General features: G+C 42.9%; 1 rRNA gene. It reads right to left on the bottom strand.

Annotated elements, in window-relative coordinates:
* Nucleotides 1–259: 259 nt before the first annotated feature.
* A 23S ribosomal RNA gene (locus ACYVJS_RS16260) occupies nt 260–659 on the bottom strand; the annotation flags it as partial.

The following is a 659-nucleotide window of genomic DNA, read 5'->3' as shown; positions in this document are numbered from 1 at the left end:
CGAGGCGGTGACATCATCACTATAAGGTGTGTTGTAGCCCGCCTCGCGGATAAATGGGAAACTAAATAGTCGGTTAATATAAGACTGCGACTGCAAGACGCTTAGTACTTTTATTGGGAGCTACAATGTCGTATACCCGCAGGGCGGGCGGCTTTGCCGCCCGACAGCCCCATTTTTAAAAACGGGATCCCCGGAATTTAAAATTATTAAACAAAAACCTTTATATATATATATCGTTTGATATATTTGATGATATGTTATTACCAAGTTACTTGAGAATTTAGTATTGCCCAGCTTAACATATTACTATGCTTACACCTGCAACCTATTAAGACTGTGATCTACAGTCACTCTAATAAAGAATCGTGTCAAGATGGGCTTCCCGCTTAAGACGCTATCAGCAGTTATCCTTTCTGAACGTAGCTTTCCTGCCGTACTGTAACAGACCTAATAATAGGTAGTAAACAATAACAGGTATACCAGAGGTTCATATCACTCGGTCCTCTCGTACTAGAGTAATGTTCTTGTCCGATTCTAATTCCATTAGTAGATAGGAACCGTACTGTCTCACGACGTACTTAACCCAACTCACGTACCACTTTACTCGGCGAACAGCCGAACCCTTGGGAGCGCCTACACCCCCAGGATGTGATGAGTCG

The sequence above is a fragment of the Microbacterium neimengense genome (genome assembly GCF_054782995.1).
Note: the sequence above shows the minus strand (reverse complement) of the source record. Positions and strands in the feature narration are given on the sequence as shown.